This window comes from Mycobacterium sp. Marseille-P9652 (genome assembly GCF_902652685.1).
In the GTDB taxonomy this organism is placed as follows: Bacteria; Actinomycetota; Actinomycetes; order Mycobacteriales; family Mycobacteriaceae; genus Mycobacterium.
The window spans coordinates 36,476-53,179 of the sequence record NZ_CACRUY010000013.1 but is presented as its reverse complement, the minus strand read 5'-3'; the positions used below and the strand labels follow the sequence as shown (position 1 = coordinate 53,179).

Here is a 16,704-nt window from a genome sequence, read left to right as displayed (position 1 = left end):
CGCGGGTATCGGCGCGGCGCCCTGGTCTCAGGCCGCGCGGGGCCGGCGTTGCGCGGCGGGCGCGAGTCCACGCCCGGCCCTGCGGAATCGGTTGGCGATCAACCGCGGCACGCCAGGATGCGTGCTCAGCGGTCCGCTGACCAGGTCGGCACCGCTGCTGCGCAACCGTTCCTGGAACAGGCCGTCGGCCAGCAGGTAGGACGCGACGACGACCCGGCGCGCGCCGTCGCCGCCGTCGCCGCCGACCGCCTCGTCGATGTGCGGCTCGCCGGTGGCCGCGAATCCCAGCCGCACCCGCGACCCCAGGAGCGCCGACAGCGTCGTCGCGGTCACGTGCAGATCGGCGCGGGCGCGGGCGTCCGAGGTGCCCGCGGCTCCGAGTATCACGGAATCGCCCGGACGCCAGCCGCTTTGCACCAGCTGGTCGCCGACGATCCGAGCGATGTCGCCGCCGGGCCCCAGCGCGGGGGTCACGGCGACATCCGGGTGCCGGCTGGCCGCGACGTGGGCGGGCAGGTCGGTCCGCACGTGGTACCCGCGGGAGAGGAAGGCCGGCACCACGACGGCGGGCCTGCGGGTGTCGCAGGCGGCCAGCACCTCGGCGGGTGTGGGGCCGACGACGTCGACGAAGGCCACGTGCACCGTGCGGTCGAGCAGTTCGCCGACGCGCGCGGCGAGGTCTTCGACCATCGCGACGCCCCCCGGTCTCCGGGTGCCGTGTGCGGCCAGGATCAGTGCCACGGGGAACCGTCCGCGTCGTCGATCGCGAGGCGGTATCCACGCTTGACCACCGTCGCGATGATGTTCTTGTCTCCCAACGCCGTTCGTAGCCTGAGCACTGCGGTGTCGACGGCGTGGGGATCGTTGCTGCTGCCGGGCAGCGCCTGCAGCAGGTCGTCGCGGGCGACGACGGCGCCGGGCCGCTGAGCCAGCGACCGCAGGATCGACATCCCGGACGGCGACAGCGACTTGATCGCGCCGTCGACCAGGACGCAGGTGCCGCGCACGTCGACCGTGTGGCCGGCCGCCCGCACCGTGCACGACCCCAGCAGGGGCAGCTCCTCGGCGATGTGCCGGGCCAGCGCCCCGAGGCGCATCCGTTCGGGCGCCGACGTCGGGATGCCCTTGCGGATCAGCGGTTTCGAGGTCACCGGGCCGACGCACATCGCGTGCACATCGGTGCGCAGCGCCTCGAGCACCTGGTCCTCGATGTCCAGCTGGCGGCTGCGCTCGAGCACCGCGGCCGCCGCCGGCGCCGACGTGAACGTGACGGCGTCGAACTGGCGCCGCGCGACGCCGGTGACCAGCTGGTCGAAGTCACCGCCCAAAGCCGTTGGCTTCCAACGGTAGACACGAATCGGCACGACGCGGGCCCCGGCGGCGCGCAGGCCGCCGAGGAATTCCGGGAACGGGTCCCACGCGTCGGCGGCGCCGTGCAACTGAATGGCGATCCGCAGCCCCGCCACGCCCGAGTCGAGCAGGTACTCGAGCACCTCGTGCGAGGATTCGGAATCCGGTGACCACTCCTCGTGCAAACCGGCGGCCCGCAGCGCGCCGGTGGCCTTCGGCCCGCGCGACACGATCCGGGCCGAGGACAGCGCGGCGATGAGCCGGGTGGCCAGGCCCCACCCTTCCGCGGCGGCCAGCCAGCCGCGAAACCCGATGCCGGTGTGGGCTACCAGGATGTCGGGTGGCTCCGCGATCAACGCCTCGGTGTTGCTGTGCAATTCGTCGTCGTCGGGCAGCGCGATCATGGTGATCGCGGGGGCGCTGCAGACCTCCGCGCCGTGGCGGCTCAGCAGGGCGCACAGCTCCTCGGCGCGCCGGGCCGACGTCACCGCGATGCGGTAGCCCGCCAGTGGCGCGGGTTTCGGCTGTGCCCCCATATGACCTGTGTATGCCTGGCACGTTTCGCCGGCGTTACCCGGCAATTGCCTCCGCATTGCCCCTGTTTCGGACAAGCTCACACGCGTGCCGGTTCGATGTTGAGCGCCGACGCCGGCAGTTCCACCGCGCTGGGCCGGCGCACGTAGCGCAACCACGTGACGGCGGCGGCGACGACGTAGGTGGCCAGGAACGTCCAGTAGGCCGTCGTCTCCGTGCCGGTGCGCAGGTACGACTGGCGCAGCGCCAGGTTGATTCCCACGCCGCCGAACGCGCCGACCGCGGAGCAGATCCCGATCAGCGACCCCGACCTCGCGCGCGCCCACCGGCGGCGTTCGTCGTCACCGGCGTCCAGCGCGCGGCTGCGCGCCTCGTAGACCGACGGAATCAGCTTGAACACCGAGCCGTTCCCCATCCCGGACAGGACGAACAGCACCATGAATCCCACGACATAGCCGCACAGGGTGACCGCGCCGGCACCGACGTGGTGATCGTCGAGGAAGCCGATGGCGACGAGCAGCGCCGCGCCCAGGGTCATCCCGGCCAGGACGCCCAGGGTCACGCGGCCCCCGCCCCTGCGGTCGGCCAGCCGGCCGCCGTAGATGCGGGCCAGCGAGCCCAGCAGAGGCCCGACGAAGGCGACCTGAGCGGCGTGCAGCGCCGCGTGGCGGGCGCTTTCGCCGTTGGCCAGGAAGTTGACCTGCATCACCTGGCCGAAGGCGAACGAGAACCCGATCCACGAGCCGAAGGTGCAGACGTAGAGCAGCGAGACGACCCAGGTGTCGCGCTCGAACAGGATCGAGCGCATGGTCGCCAGCTCGGTGCCATGCGGCAGGTTGTCCATGAACAGCGCCGCCGCCACTCCGACGATCGCCAGCAGCACGAGGTACACCGCGCACACCCAGTAGGGAGCCTCGTGGCCTGCGGTCGCGAGCACCAGCAGGCCGACGAGCTGGATGACGGCGACGCCGATGTTGCCGACGCCGGCGTTGATCGCCAGCGCCGAGCCCTTGAGCCGCTGGGGGTAGAACGCGTTGACGTTGGCCAGCGAGGCGGCATAGTTGCCGCCGCCCAGCCCGGTCAGCGCCGCGCAGGCGACGTAAAGCCCGAGCGGGAGGCCGGGATTCGCCAGCAGGAGCACCGTGCCCACGGTCGGGACCAGGAGGACGAACGCCGAGAACGTGGTCCAGTTCCGGCCGCCGAAGGCGGCGATGCCCAGTGTGTAGGGGATGCGGGCGCAGCCACCGACCAGGGTGGCGACGGCACCGAGAAGCAGCTTGTCGCTCGCCGAGAAGCCGTAGACGGACGCGGGCATGAACAGGGCCATGACCGGCCACAGCGTCCAGATCGAGAAGGCGACGTGGTCGGCCGCCACCGTGCACAGCACGTTGCGACGGGCCACCCGGTTGCCGCCCGCTTCCCAGGCCACCGCGTCGTCCGGATTCCAATCGGTGATGCGATGGTTGCGCCGCATGCAATCCCACCTTTCACGATCGTCCCGGGAGGCGGGAGGGGCGCTCATCACACTCGCCCGGCGGCGAAAGCCGTTGAGAGCGGCAAGTTCAGGTGCTGCGCCGCAGTGCGCCACCGAAGCACTTGCCCCACCGCGCATTTCGATGGTCACATCGAGAAGGGAGCTCGGTCAACTCAATTCGGCCGATATGGGCTGTCAGTTGAATCGGAGTTCTCTGGCAGAACGCTGGAGAAGTGGCATGGGTCGCGATGCGCGATCGGTGTGACCTGGAATACATTGCCGGGCAGACGTTTCCATTCTGCTACCACACGTCACCGGCGCGCCAGTCGCACATCAGCCCGGCGGAGGCGTCCAGGCTGACGCCGACCGGCAGGACGAAGACCGAGCCGTCGTCCTCGGGTGTGCGAACGGGGCCGGTGGGCGCCAGCACCGACGTCGGGCCCGTCCAGGTCACCCAGCCCCGCGCGGTGTACACGCGGCGGGCGGGCGCCGACGAGCTGGCGGCCCCGAGTTCGTACGCGCCGCGGATGATCTGCTCGATGCCGTCCATCAGCGCATGGACCAGCCCGCGGCCGCGCCAGTCCTCGCGCACCGCGACCGCTTCCACGTAACCGCAGCGCAGGGCCCGCGTGTCGTCGTAGATCAACCGTCGCTGCACCACCGCGGCATGGGCGATGATCGCGCCGTGCTGCCAGATCAGGGCGTGCATGCCGCCGAGCGCGTGCTCCCAGTCCTCGGCGGTGAAGTCACCGGCGAAGGCCCCGGCCACCATGTGACGGACGCGCTGCCGCGTCTCGGCGTCGAGATCGGCGGTGTGGACCAGGCGGGCGGTGTGCACCTGCACGATTCTCGCGTCCCGACCCGGGTCGGCGCGTCAGGACGACGGCCAGCCCGCCGGATCCCGGACGGCGCCCGAACTCGAACCGGCGGCCGCCGGGTGCCGGGGCCGCGCCCAGTGCAGGCGCACGTACTGGCCGGGCCGCACCTGGGCGATCTTGTCGACGTCCTCGTCGACCAGCACGCCGACCACCGGGTAGCCGCCGGTGACCGGGTGATCGGGTCCCAGGATCACCGGTAAACCGTTGGGCGGCACCTGGATTGCGCCGCGGGCGGTGCCCTCGCTGGGCAGCTGCCGGTCCGGGTAGCGGAGCTGCAGCGGGCGGCCCTCCAGCCGCATCCCCACGCGGTCGCTGCGGTCGGAGGCCATCCAGATGGTGTGCACCAGAGCGTCCGGATTGACCAGCCAGTCGTCGCGCGGGCCGGGCACGACGAACAGCTCCACCAGATGCTCGGGGATGGCGGCCACCGGGGCCTGGTCGAGTTCCGGGTACGCGTCGGTGTGCTCGCCCACCGGGAGCCGGTCCCCGGGTGACAGCGGCGCCGGGCCGATTGCGGACATCACGTCGTAGCTGCGCGAGCCGAGCACCGGCCCCACGCACACGCCGCCGCGCACGGCGAGGTAGGTGCGCAGCCCCGCGCGCGGGGTGCCCAGTGAGATCACCTGACCATCGCGCACATGGTGAATGCTGTTGGTGCCGAACTTGATTCCGTTGACGCTCGGGTCGGTGTCGGCGCCGGTGACGGCGATGTCGACGTCGCCGCCACGCACCCGCGCCGCGAAACCCCCGAACGTCACCTCGATGGTGGCGCGGTCGTCGGGGTTGGCGACGAGCCGGTTGGCCAGCGTGTGGGCGCGGCGGTCGGCGGCCCCGGACCGGCTCACGCCGAGGTGGGCGAGGCCGGGTCGGCCGAGGTCCTGGACCACCGCCAGCGGTCCGGTCCGCAGGATCTCCAGGCTGATTTCGGAAGCTGCCATGGCGGTCTCCTCGCTCAGACGGCCCGGAACCGAACCCACATGCCCTGCGTCAGCAGGGCCGGGTCGGGGCGTTCGGTGTCCCACAGCACCGCGTCGGTGCGGCCGATCAGTTGCCAGCCACCGGGCGACCGGCGGGGGTACACCGCGCTGAATTCGCCTGCGAGGCCGACGGATCCGGCCGGCACCGCGGTCCGCGGCTCGGCCCGGCGCGGCACGCGCAGTCGCGGGTCGCCGTCGACCAGGTAGGCGAAGCCCGGCGCGAAGCCGCTGAATCCGACCCGCCAGAGGGTGGCGGTGTGGGCGTCGACCACCTGCTCGGGGGTGAGCCCCGTGTGGCCGGCCACCTCGTCGAGGTCCGGACCGTCGTAGACGACGTCGATCACCACGTCGGCGCTGCGGTCCGCGGGCGGGGTGTCGTCGGGGCTGACCCGCATCTTCCGCAGGCGCTGGCGGATGACTCCCTGATAGCGGGGGCCGTCGAGCTTGACCAGCACGGTGCGCGCGGCGGGGACGATGTCGAGCACCCCGGGCAGAGCGGCGGCGCGCAGTGCGGCCGCCCACCCGAGGACCTCGGCGGTGCTCCCGCACTGCACCATCAGCGCGCGGTCGCCGTAGTCCAGGACAGTGTTGCCGACCAAGCCGGTCGGCAGGTCGACGGGAAGGTCAGTCACGCTCATTACCCGACGGTAACCTCGGCATCGTGGCAGGCGGGAGGTTTTTCCGGAGATTTTCGACCTCTGCCAGAGGCGTCTTAACGAACGCTCAAACAGGTGGCGGCTAGCCCAGGATTTTGGCGATGAGCGGCGGCAGTTGGTCGGCGACCACGGGGTAGCTCAGCGGTGACGCGAAGGCGATCGCGCCGGCCTGGTCCTTGGTGGTGAAGATGTGGCGGTTCTGGGCGGTGGCCAGCGTCCCGGCCACCTCCGGATCGGCCAGGATCGCCTTCTGGTCGTCCGGGCTCTCGGTCGTCCAGATCACCACGTCGGCGGCGTCCAGCACGGGCTTGATCTGGTCGCGCGGGATGACCGCGCGGTGGTCGCTGCCGAACGGCTTGATGCTGTCGGCGATCACCAGGCCCATCTGGTTGAGGAAGTCGGTGCGCCAGCCGGCGAGCGTCGCGACCACCGTGCCCTGGAACAGCGTGCCCTGCATCAGTAGCGCCTTCTTGCCCTTCCATTGCGGATTCTTCTGCGAGACGTCGGTGAACTGCTTGTCGACCGCCCCGATCAGCGACTTCATCTGGTCGGCCTGGAACACGGCCTGGCTCACGGCGGTCGCCTGCTCCTTCCACGGCTCGAAGAACGCGTCGCCGTCCGATTGCGCGATGGTCGGGGCGATGGCGGACAGCTTCTGGTAGGTGTCGGCGTCCAGGCCGGCGTTGACGGCAACGATCAGGTCGGGCTTGAGCCCGGCTATCTGATCGACCGGAATCCCGTTGTCCAGGTTCAGCACCACCGGCTGCGCCCCGTTGAGTTTCGGCTGCGCCCACGGCCACACGGCGAACGGCTGGTCGCCGAACCAGTTGGTCACCGCGATGGGCACCACGCCCACCGCGAGCAGGTCGTCCTGCTCGGTGTAGCCCGCGCTGACCACGCGTTTGGGTGGCTCTTTGATCACGGTCTGACCGAAGAGGTGGGTGACCGTCACCGATCCGCCGCCGCCGGCGGCGCCGCCCGCGGGTTTGCCCGACGAGCACGCCGCGCCGGCAACCGCGGCGACCCCGGTGGCCGCGGCGAGTTGCAAGAATCCGCGTCGATTCCATCGACTCATCGCGTGAGATTATCGCGTTCCGCGCGCTGACCTGCGCAAGCCGCGCGGGTCAGGCGTCATGGCCCAGCGGCATGCCGGCGTCGATGAAGTCCAGGGCACGGTAGACGGTTTCCGCCGTCTTGGGTGCGCTGTCGTAGGCCGCCATCATCGCCCCCACCATCGCGCCCACGAACACGCGGACCTCGAAATCGTCTGCGCTGCGGCCGATCCGGCGTCCGAGCGCCTCGGCCATGACGGTGACGGTCCGGTTGTACTCGTCGTAGAGGGCGGCCTTGAGCTCGGGAATCGCGAAGAGGAGCCGCTGGCGCGTGTTCTCGAAATCCAGCTGTTCGGGGGACAACGCCGACATCGTCGTCTGGTAGGCGCGCCGAATGGCCTGGGCCGGCGAGAGTTCGGGCGGCTGCGCCTCGAACGCCGCGAGGATCAGCGGGTCGAGGTCGTCGGCCAGCAGCAGCGCCTCCTTGGACCCGAAGTAGCGGAAGAACGTGCTGGGGGACACCTCGGCGGCGTCGGCGATCTGTTCGACGGTGGTGGCGGCGTAGCCGTGGGCGTCGAACAGGCGGAACGCCTCGCGCCGGATGGCCTGCCGGGTCTTGATCTTCTTGCGCTCCCGCAGGCCCAGGGGCGCCTCGGACGCCTGCATCCGCTGATTGTCGCGCACCGATCTTTCTGACAGTGGCCGACGGCCCATTGCGATCTCAATGTATTCCCGGCGTAACTGCGCACACCAGGGCCGGTAACAGGCCGTCCTTAGCTTCGGGTGGTCACCGCACACACCACAGGGGGCCGCCGCCATGACGACCACGACCAACCCGGTACTGCAGCCGGCGCCGCCGCGCGAGCTGCCCCGACGAGGGTCCAGGGGGAAGCACTGGATCGACGACTGGCGGCCGGAGGACCCCGAGTTCTGGGAGACGACGGGCAAGCCGATCGCGCGGCGCAACCTGCTCTTCTCGATCTTCGCCGAGCACGTCGGGTTCAGCGTGTGGATGCTGTGGAGCATCGTGGTGGTCCAGATGACCGCCGTCGGTACGCCCGGCCATCCCGCGCACCCGTCCGCGTCCGGCTGGGCGCTGACGGCCAGCCAGGCGTTGTGCCTGGTCGCGGTGCCCAGCGGGGTCGGCGCGTTCCTCCGGCTGCCGTACACCTTCGCGGTGCCGGTATTCGGCGGCCGCAACTGGACGACCATCTCGGCCGGGCTCCTGCTGATCCCCTGCCTGTTGCTGGCCTGGGCGGTGAGCCACCCGGATCTGCCGTACGGGGTGCTGCTGGCGGTCGCGGCGACGGCCGGGTTCGGCGGGGGCAACTTCGCGTCGTCCATGGCCAACATCTCGTTCTTCTACCCGGAGAAGGACAAGGGCTGGGCGCTGGGCCTCAACGCCGCGGGCGGCAACATCGGTGTCGCGGTCGTGCAGAAGATCATTCCGCCGATCGTGGTGGCCGGGGGCGGCCGGGCGCTGGCGCGGGCCGGCCTGTTCTACGTGCCGCTGGCCGTCGTCGCCGCCGTGTGCGCGTTCTTGTTCATGAACAACCTCAGCGAAGCCAAGGCCGACGTGAAACCGGTGTGGCAGTCGCTGCGACACGCCGACACCTGGGTCATGTCGCTGCTCTACATCGGCACCTTCGGGTCGTTCATCGGCTACTCGGCCGCCTTCCCGACGCTGCTCAAGACCGTCTTCGGTCGCGGCGACATCGCCCTGACGTGGGCGTTCCTGGGTGCGGGGATCGGCTCGGTGCTCCGCCCGCTGGGCGGCAAGCTGGCGGACCGGATCGGCGGCGGGCGCATCACGGCCGCCAGCTTCGTCATGCTGGCCGCGGGGGCGGCGGCGGCGCTGTGGTCGGTCAACGCCAGGAACCTGCCGGTGTTCTTCGCCAGCTTCATGTTCCTGTTCGTCGCCACCGGCATCGGGAACGGGTCGACGTACCGGATGATCTCGCGGATCTTCAAGGTCAAGGGCGAGCTCGCCGGCGGCGACCCCGACACCATGGTGCACATGCGCCGCCAGGCCGCCGGCGCGCTGGGCGTCATCTCCTCGGTTGGCGCATTCGGCGGGTTCGTCGTGCCGCTGGCGTACGCGTGGTCGAAGTCGCACTTCGGCAGCATCGAACCGGCGCTGCGTTTCTATATCGGGTTTTTCGTCGCGCTGCTGGTCGTCACGTGGTTTCGGTACCTGCGCAACAGCCCGGGCCGGGTGAGCGTCTAGCCCTGGTACCTGCCCCACGGGCTGTAGTCGGCGATCAGCTCCTCCTGCGGCGGGCGCTCGTCGGCCGGGACGTGCTGCAGGTTGATCCGGATGCGGTACCAGATCGAACTCGGACCTCGCATGCCGTCGACCAGCACGTCGGCCGGCTGCAGCAGCTCGGCGACTTTCGCGTGGCGCCCGCGCCAGGTGTCCAGCGCGGCCATCGCCTCGTCGCGCGTCTTGGTCCGCGCGATCTCGATCAGCGGCTTGGAGGACTGGCGCCTGCCGTCGGGGCTCTTGCCGGCGCCGCGCGGCGCCCGCTCGGGCGGCCCCTGCTCCTCGGCCAGCACCAGCAGCCGGTCCAGCTCGCCCGGCGCGTCGTCCATGCCCGCCCACGGGTCGCCGACCTCGGCGAACCGGGCGGGCACGGTGTCGATCGTGAACGCCGCGGGGTCGCAGCCGGCGACCTCCTCCCAGCGCAGCGGCGTCGACACCCGGGCGTCCGGCGTCGCACGCACCGAGTAGGCCGACGCGACCGTGCGGTCCTTGGCGTTCTGGTTGAAGTCGACGAAGACGCCCTCGCGCTCCTCCTTCCACCAGCGGCTGGTGGCCGCGTCGGGGATGCGGCGTTCGACCTCGCGGGCGACGGCTTGGGCGGCCAGCCGCACCTGTCGAAACTCCCAGCGCGGCGCGATGCGGGCGTAGATGTGGAAGCCCCGCGAGCCCGAGGTCTTCGGCCAGGGCACCAGCCCGTGGTCCTCCAGCACCTCGCGGGCCACGAGCGCGACGTCGACGATGTCGCGCCAGGAGACGCCGGGCATGGGGTCCAGGTCGACGCGCAGCTCGTCGGGGTGGTCGAGGTCGGTCGCCAGCACCGGATGAGGGTTGAGGTCCACGCAGCCCAGGTTGATCACCCAGGCCAGGCCCGGGGGGTCGTGGATGACGGCCTCGGCCGCCGAAGTGCCTCGCGCGTAATGCAACTCGGCAACGTCGACGTAGTCGGGCCGGTTGGCCGGCGCGCGCTTCTGGAACACGGCCTCTTCGGCGATGCCCTTGACGAACCGCTTGAGGATCATCGGCCGGCCGGCCACACCCCGCAGCGCCCCGTCGGCGACCGACAGGTAGTAGCGAACGAGGTCGAGCTTGGTGCGTGCCGCCGCGCCGCCGTGGGGAGCGAACACCACCTTGTCCGGATGGGTGACGGTGACTTGCTGCCCGGCTACCTCCAGCAACACCGGACCGGCCATGTTCATCATCGTAAGTCGATGGGTACATGACGGTTGTAATGCGACCGACGTCACATAGGGTGTCATTCATGCCAAACCTCATCGGCCTGCCTTTTCAGGCTGTCGCGAAAGCCCAGCAGTACCTGGAACGCGGCTCCGCGGAACTGCACTACGTGCGCAAGATCTTCGAAGCCGGCGCCTTCCGCCTGGAGCCCCCGCAGAACTACGCCGCGATGGCGAACGAGATCTACAAGTGGGGCGAGTTCGGCATGCTCCCGTCGCTCAACGCCCGGCGCCATCCCGACCGCGCGGCGTGCATCGACGAAGAGGGCGAATTCTCCTTCAGAGAGCTCGACGAGGCCGCGCACGCGGTGGCGAACGGCCTGCGCGAGATGGGCGTCAAGGGTGGCGACGGGGTCGCGCTGCTGGCGCGCAACACCCGCTGGTTCCTGATTGCCTACTTCGGCGCCGCCCGGGTGGGCGCCCGCATCATCCTGCTCAACAGCGAATTCTCCGGGCCCCAGATCTGCGAGGTGTCCGAGCGCGAGGGCGCCAAGGTGATCATCTACGACGACGAGTACACCAAGGCCGTCAGCAAAGCCAAGCCGGAGCTCGGGAAGCTGCGCGCGCTGGGCACCAACCCCGACGCGGACGAGCCGTCGGGCAGTGACGACGAGACGCTGGCCGAACTGATCGAGCGCAGCAGCAAGGACCCGGCGCCCAAGGCGGGCAAGCACGCGTCGATCATCATCCTCACCAGCGGCACCACCGGCACCCCCAAGGGCGCCAACCGCAGCACCCCGCCCACGCTGGCACCCGTCGGCGGCATCCTGTCGCACGTGCCGTTCAAGGCCAACGAGGTGACCTCGCTGCCGGCGCCGATGTTCCACGCGCTGGGGTTCCTGCACGGCACGCTGGCGATGTTCCTGGGCTCGACCCTGGTGCTGCGGCGCAAGTTCAAGCCGCCGCTCGTGCTCGAGGACATCGAGAAGCACAAGGTGACCGCCATGGTGGTGGTGCCCGTGATGCTGTCGCGGATCCTCGACGCGATCGAGAAGATGGACAAAAAGCCCGACCTGTCAACGCTGAAGATCGTGTTCGTCTCCGGTTCGGCGCTGGGCGCCGACCTGGCCGAACGCGCGCTCAAGGACCTCGGCCCGGTGATCTACAACATGTACGGCTCCACCGAGATCGCCTTCGCCACCATCGCCGAACCCCACCACCTGCAACACAATTCGTCGACCGTCGGTCCCGTCGTCAAGGGCGTCAAGGTCAAGATCTTCGACGACAACGGCAAGGAACTGCCGCAGGGCGAGATCGGGCGGATCTTCGTCGGCAACGCCTTCCCGTTCGAGGGCTACACCGGCGGCGGGAAGAAGCAGATCATCGACGGGCTGTTGTCCTCCGGCGACGTGGGCTACTTCGGCGACGACGGCCTGCTCTACATCAGCGGCCGCGACGACGAGATGATCGTCTCCGGCGGCGAGAACGTGTTCCCCGCCGAGGTCGAGGACCTCATCAACGGCCACCCCGAGGTTGTGGAAGCCACCGCCATCGGCGTCGAGGACAAGGAGTGGGGGCACCGGCTGCGCGCCTTCGTGGTGAAGAAGGACGGCGCGAAGGTCGACGAGGACACCATCAAGGGATACGTGCGCGACCACCTGGCCCGCTACAAGGTGCCGCGCGAGGTGATCTTCCTCGACGAGCTGCCCGGCAACCCCACCGGCAAGATCCTCAAGCGGGAGCTGCGCGAGATGGACGTCGACGACGGCGACGGCGACGGCGACGGCAAGGGCGGCAAAGCCGAGGGCAAGGCCGAGAAGAAGGACGACAAGAAAGACGCGGAGAAGGCCGAGAGCAAGGGCGGCAACTCCTAGGCAGGCGGCGCCGGGGTCCACGACACGTAAACCACGCACACGACGCGCCGCCGAAAAACTTCGCAGCGGTTTACGTTTCGCGGTGGTGTCCCCGCCGGAACATCCTACGGATCGCGCGGGAGGCCCAGCAGCCGCTCGGCGATGATGTTCAGCTGCACCTCCGAGGTGCCGCCGTAGATCGTCGTGGCCCGGCTGGCCAGCAGGTACTCGCCCCACTTGCCCGGTAGCTCGGCGGTGTCGCCGATCGCGGCGTCGGCGCCGAACGAGGACACCGCGAACTCCGCGTAGCCCTGGCCGGTGCGCATCGACAGCAGCTTGGAGATCGCCGCGGACGGCATCGCGTCGCCGCCGGCGAGGGTGAGCAGCGTCGAGCGCAGGTTCATCACCTTGGCGGCGTGTCCCTCGGCGATCAACTGCCCGGCGCGGTGCTGGGCCACCTGATCGAGCTGCCCGTCGCGGACGAACTCGACGAACTGCGCCAGCGTCGCCAGGAAGTTCGCCTCGCTGCTGCCGATCGAGACGCGCTCGGCGGTCAGGGTGTTGCGGCTGACCTCCCAGCCCCGGTTCACCTCGCCGAGCACGCAGTCGTCGGGGACGAACACGTCGTCGATGTAGACGGTGTTGAACATCGCGTTGCCGGTGAGCTCCCGCAACGGCTTCACCTGCACGCCTTCGCTTTTCATGTCCAGCAAAAAGTAGGTGATGCCGTTGTGCTTCGGGGCGCTCGGGTCGGTCCTGGCCAGCAGCGCGCCCCACTGCGCGAACTGCGCCGCCGTCGTCCAGATTTTTTGCCCCGTGATGCGCCAGCCGCCGTCGGCCCGGACGGCCTTGGTTGACAGGCCCGCCAGGTCCGAGCCCGCGCCCGGCTCCGAGAACAGCTGACACCAGATCATGTCGCCGCGGAAGGTCGGCGGCAGGAACCGTTGCTTCTGCTCGTCGGTGCCGAACGCCACGATCGACGGGATGATCCACGTCGCGATGCCCATCTGCGGCCGCTTGACGCGCCCGGTGCTGAACTCCTGCGCGATGATGATCTGCTCCACCGGGCTGGACTGCCGGCCCCACGGCCTGGGCAGGTGGGGCAGCACCCAACCGCCCTCGGCCAGCGCGACCCGGCGCTGATCGCGGTCCATCGCCTTGAGTGCGGCGACCTCCTCGCGGATCTCCGAACGCAGCTTCTCGGTGTCGGGGTCCAGGTCGATGTCGACCGCGCGCATGCCCGTCGTCCTGGCGGTGTCGACCACCTTCTGCGGGTACTGGGAGCCGCGCCCGAAGCCTGCCGCCAGCATCAGCGCCCGCCGGTAGTAGACGTTGGTGTCGTGCTCCCAGGTGAAGCCGATGCCGCCGTGCACCTGGATGCAATCCTGGGCGCACCGCTGCGCGGCCGCCGGGGCCAGCGTCGCGGCGACCGCGGCGGCGAATTCCACCTTGGAACCCGCAATGTCCCAGTTGTTTTGGCGGGCCTCGTCGATCGCGCGCGCGGCGTCCCACACGGCCGCGGTCGCGCGTTCGGTGTCGGCGATCATCTCGGCGCACTTGTGCTTGATCGCCTGGAACTGTCCGATCGGCCTGCCGAACTGCTCGCGGATCTTGGCGTAGTGCGACGCGGTGTCGGTCGCCCAGCGCGCCACGCCGATGGCCTCGGCGGACAGCAGCGTGGTCATCAGGGCGTGGGCGGTGGACATGGTGAGGTTGCTCAGCACGGCGTCGTCGCCGACCTCGACGGCGTTGGCCCGCACATGCGCGATCGGGCGCAGCGGGTCGATGCTCTTCACCGGCTCGATCTCGAGCTCGTCGGCGCGCAGCACCACCCATTCCTCGCCGCTGTCGATCGCCACGGGCAGCACCAGCAGCGACGCCTGCGCGGCGGCGGGGACGGCGCGAACCTCGCCGCGGATGACGAGGCGGTCGCCGTGCCGGGTGGCCGTCAGCGCGCAGCAGTCCATCGCGTAGGCCGCGATGACCGCGCCGGACGCCAGCTCGGCAAGGGTCTTCGATTCCGGGTCATGGGCGGCGATCAGCGCGCTGGCGATCGCCGACGGCACGAACGGCCCGGGCACCGCGCCGTAGCCGAATTCGGCCAGCACGACGGCCAATTCCAGGATGCCGAAGCCCTGCCCGCCCACCGACTCGGCGAGGTGGACGCCCTGCAGGCCCTGGTCGGCGGCCGCCTGCCAGTACGGCGGCGGATTGTCGACCGGGGTTTCCAAGGCCGCGTGCAGCACCTCCGACGGCGCGACGCGCGCCACGAAGGACCGCACCGAATCGGCGAGGTCTTGATGCTCGGGGGTGATAGCGATCGGCATTGGTCGCCTTTCCTTGCGGTGGGGTCAACTCTTAAAACTAACGACCAGACGGTTGGTTGACTACATTGGCCGGCGGCTCGCCGTCGCGCAGGCGCCGGCAGTTGGCCACCGCCTCGGTCAGGTAGCGCCGCATGGTGTCGGCGGTGTACCAGGTGACGTGCGGCGTCAGCACCACGTTGTCCAGGCGTAGCAGCGGGTTGCCGGGATCGACCGGCTCGACCTCGAAGACGTCCAGTCCGGCCGCGGCCAGCCGCCCGCCGCGCAGCGCGCCGACGAGCGCGGCCTCGTCGACGATCGCGCCGCGCGACGTATTGACCAGCACCGCACCCGGTTTCATCCGGTCCAGCGCCTCCGAGTCGAGGAGGTGGCGCGTCGTCGCGGTCAGCGGCAGGTGCAGGGAGACGATGTCGCTTTCGGCGAGCAGGTCCGGCAGGTTGCGCCACCCGGGACGCCCGTCGTCGCGGGTGCTGGTGTGCAGCACCGTGGCGCCCATCGCGCCGACGATCCGGCTCACGCGTTGAGCGATGTTGCCGAAACCCACCAGGCCGACGGTGCACCCGCCGATGTCGCGAACCGTCTCGCCCAGTTGCGGATCCGTCGGCCATCCGGCCCCCCGCCGGACGGCGCGGTCGAGCGGCGCGAGGCGGCGCAGTGCGGCGAGCATGAGCAGCACCGTGCCCTCGGCCACCGAGGGCGCGTTGGCGCCGGGCATGTTGGCCACCGCGATGCCGAGCTGGGTCGCCGCCGCCACGTCGATGGTGTTCACGCCCGCGCCCAGCTTGTGCACCAGCCGCAGCCGCGGGCCGGCCCGCAGGTCGGCCGCCGACAGGGGCCGCAGCACGTGCCAGAGCACGTCCGCGCCGGGCAGCTCGCGGTAGAAGGCGGTGTCGTCGTCCTCCGCGCACCACTGGATGTCGAGCCAATCGGCCTCCGGCGCAACGAAATCCAGCACCTTCTCGCCGGGAACGAAGTGGGCGAGAACCCTCAGCGCCACCGCTTGGCGATCCACCGCGCGATCATATCGGCCTGCTCGCTGCGCGCTCCCGGGGTGGTGAAGTAGTGGTCGGTGTCGATCGACGCCCGGGTCTTGTCGGTGCCGGCCAGCGCGTCGTAGATGCGCTGGGCGTCCGACGGGAAGACCCCGCTGTCGGCCTCGGCGTTGATCACCAGCGCCGGGCAGGTGATGCGGGCGAGGTGCGGTTCGGCCCGGGTCTGTGCGACCCGCAGGCTCCACATGCCCAGCCAGTTGCGCAGCGTGCAGGCCGCGGCGATGCCGTGCGCGGACCGGTTGGCCTTGGCCGGCACGCCCGCGTAACACATGTTGGGTGGGCGCCCGGTGGGTTCGATGGCGGGGTCGACCATCCGGGGGTCGGCCCAGGTGCGCATCACGGTGAACGGCCGGTCGGAAAACCCCGCCGCGCGAACGCGTTTGAGCTCCGTCTCCGCCCAGTCGGTGATGGCGTGGTTGCGGGCGGTCTGGGCGTCGCGGTAGCGGGCGAGGAACTCCGCCGAATACGGCGGCCCGTTGCGCTCGTCGAACAGATCGAGGTCGGGGTTGGTGGCGACGGGATCGTTCTCGTCGACGACGGCGGCGTCCATCCAGGCCGTCAGGACGTCGGGACGACCGGGGTGCGCGGCGGTGGCGACGTAGCCGTCGGCGGGTGGCAGTTCGGTCAGCCCGGCCGCCGGGCGCATGCCCTCCAGCGGCGTGACGTTGGGGTCGACCGCCTGCGACTGGTAGGCGGCCATCAGGGAGCCGCCGCCCGAGTTCCCGAGCAGCACAACGGTTTCCACGCCCTGCACCTCGCGCAGCCATTGGACCCCGACGCCGATGTCGACCAGCGCGTAGTCGAGCAGGAAGCTGCTCTCGAAGCCGCGAAACCGGGTGTTCCAGCCGAGGAACCCGATGCCGCGGGTGGCGATGTAGTCGGCGAGGTAGTGCTCGGAGAAGTCGATCTGGTAGTGCGTGGCGATCATGGCGACCTTGGGCTTGCGTCCCATGCCGCGGTGGTACAGGCCCTGGCATGGGTGTCCGCCGGCGCCGGCGCGACCGGCGGTGCGTGACTCGAGCCCGACGAACTCCCGGACGACCCCCGCGGCCCCCGAGTGACGTGTCACGGTATGCGATCCTCCTCGAAGTCCCTTGCGCGGCAACGATCACCGGCCGA

Annotated in this window: 14 protein-coding genes; 2 read left to right on the top strand and 12 right to left on the bottom strand. The window is 70.4% G+C overall.

Annotation, left to right across the window (positions count from 1 at the left end):
• Positions 1-27 precede the first annotated feature (27 nt).
• The 8 genes from GPY60_RS10085 to GPY60_RS10050 form a co-directional block, all read right to left on the bottom strand.
• Complete coding sequence (locus GPY60_RS10085) at positions 28-741, bottom strand: sirohydrochlorin chelatase (protein WP_156687523.1); 714 nt, start codon at positions 739-741, stop codon at positions 28-30.
• On the bottom strand, positions 732-1,886 hold the full coding sequence (locus GPY60_RS10080) for a uroporphyrinogen-III synthase (protein WP_156687522.1): 1,155 nt from the start codon (positions 1,884-1,886) through the stop codon (positions 732-734). The genes GPY60_RS10085 and GPY60_RS10080 overlap by 10 nt, the downstream gene beginning before the upstream one ends.
• A gap of 77 nt (positions 1,887-1,963) precedes the next feature.
• Positions 1,964-3,358: a nitrate/nitrite transporter gene (locus tag GPY60_RS10075; RefSeq protein WP_156687521.1), complete on the bottom strand. Its 1,395-nt coding sequence runs from the start codon at positions 3,356-3,358 to the stop codon at positions 1,964-1,966.
• Between the two features lie 301 nt (positions 3,359-3,659).
• Positions 3,660-4,205: a GNAT family N-acetyltransferase gene (locus tag GPY60_RS10070; RefSeq protein ID WP_156687520.1), complete on the bottom strand. Its 546-nt coding sequence runs from the start codon at positions 4,203-4,205 to the stop codon at positions 3,660-3,662.
• Positions 4,206-4,232: 27 nt separating this feature from the next.
• A complete protein-coding gene (locus GPY60_RS10065) occupies positions 4,233-5,174 on the bottom strand; it encodes a 5-oxoprolinase/urea amidolyase family protein (protein ID WP_156687519.1) in 942 nt (313 codons plus the stop codon).
• 14 nt (positions 5,175-5,188) lie between these two features.
• Positions 5,189-5,851 (bottom strand): 5-oxoprolinase subunit B family protein, encoded by a 663-nt coding sequence (locus GPY60_RS10060; protein WP_156687518.1) that lies wholly within the window; start codon positions 5,849-5,851, stop codon positions 5,189-5,191.
• Between the two features lie 100 nt (positions 5,852-5,951).
• Entirely contained in the window at positions 5,952-6,944 is a 993-nt protein-coding gene (locus tag GPY60_RS10055; protein WP_156687517.1) for an ABC transporter substrate-binding protein, read from the bottom strand.
• 49 nt (positions 6,945-6,993) lie between these two features.
• The gene (locus GPY60_RS10050; protein WP_156687516.1) at positions 6,994-7,587 is read right to left on the bottom strand and encodes an acyl-CoA-like ligand-binding transcription factor; all 594 of its coding nucleotides are present in this window, start codon (positions 7,585-7,587) and stop codon (positions 6,994-6,996) included.
• A 151-nt stretch (positions 7,588-7,738) separates the two neighbouring features.
• On the opposite strand from GPY60_RS10050, the gene GPY60_RS10045 reads away from it, so the two are divergent.
• Positions 7,739-9,148, top strand: a complete 1,410-nt coding sequence (locus GPY60_RS10045) for an MFS transporter (RefSeq protein WP_156687515.1) — start codon at positions 7,739-7,741, stop codon at positions 9,146-9,148.
• Here the strand turns inward: GPY60_RS10045 and GPY60_RS10040 are convergent.
• Positions 9,145-10,383, bottom strand: coding sequence for a DNA polymerase domain-containing protein (locus tag GPY60_RS10040; RefSeq protein WP_156687514.1), 1,239 nt, complete (start codon positions 10,381-10,383; stop codon positions 9,145-9,147). The genes GPY60_RS10045 and GPY60_RS10040 overlap by 4 nt on opposite strands.
• 59 nt (positions 10,384-10,442) lie before the next feature.
• Here GPY60_RS10040 and fadD2 point away from each other — a divergent pair, with 59 nt between their 5' ends.
• Positions 10,443-12,230: a long-chain-fatty-acid--CoA ligase FadD2 gene (fadD2, locus tag GPY60_RS10035; RefSeq protein WP_197283619.1), complete on the top strand. Its 1,788-nt coding sequence runs from the start codon at positions 10,443-10,445 to the stop codon at positions 12,228-12,230.
• A gap of 104 nt (positions 12,231-12,334) precedes the next feature.
• On the opposite strand, the gene GPY60_RS10030 is transcribed toward fadD2, so the two are convergent.
• From GPY60_RS10030 to GPY60_RS10020, 3 genes are read right to left on the bottom strand one after another with little or no spacing between them, the layout of a single operon-like run.
• Positions 12,335-14,536 (bottom strand): acyl-CoA dehydrogenase, encoded by a 2,202-nt coding sequence (locus tag GPY60_RS10030; protein WP_156687513.1) that lies wholly within the window; start codon positions 14,534-14,536, stop codon positions 12,335-12,337.
• A gap of 37 nt (positions 14,537-14,573) precedes the next feature.
• Positions 14,574-15,530, bottom strand: a complete 957-nt coding sequence (locus tag GPY60_RS10025; protein ID WP_197283623.1) for a 2-hydroxyacid dehydrogenase — start codon at positions 15,528-15,530, stop codon at positions 14,574-14,576.
• Positions 15,521-16,654, bottom strand: a complete 1,134-nt coding sequence (locus GPY60_RS10020; RefSeq protein WP_156687511.1) for an alpha/beta hydrolase — start codon at positions 16,652-16,654, stop codon at positions 15,521-15,523. The genes GPY60_RS10025 and GPY60_RS10020 overlap by 10 nt, the downstream gene beginning before the upstream one ends.
• Positions 16,655-16,704: the final 50 nt, after the last annotated feature.